1 protein-coding gene is annotated in these 248 nt (G+C 62.1%); it reads left to right on the top strand.

Annotated elements, in window-relative coordinates; translation table 11 throughout:
* A partial coding sequence (locus tag SB658_RS26325) for a hypothetical protein (RefSeq protein WP_410603445.1) occupies nucleotides 1–248 on the top strand: 248 nt, incomplete at both ends.

Raw genomic sequence — 248 nt, 5'->3', positions numbered from 1 at the left:
CGCTCTCTTGTGCGTGCCGCCGGCGAGGAGATCGAACAAGGCACTCTTCTCGTGAGCATGACCGGACTGCAACCGCGCGAATTGGGTCCGGGAGAGCTGTGCAAGATCGTGCCTGGGTTGCTGCTTGATCTGGGCGGCCATCCGCTGCGTCGCTTTCGAAAAACCCTCCGGTCCCTCGTGCGGGTCCACAACGATGCAAGAGCCGACATCGAGATCGGAAGGAATGCAGCAGAGGCCGAAGGCCACGA

It is taken from the genome of Bacillus sp. SIMBA_008 (genome assembly GCF_046535495.1).
In the GTDB taxonomy this organism is placed as follows: Bacteria; Bacillota; Bacilli; order Bacillales; family Bacillaceae; genus Bacillus; species Bacillus subtilis.
Note: the sequence above shows the minus strand (reverse complement) of the source record. Positions and strands in the feature narration are given on the sequence as shown.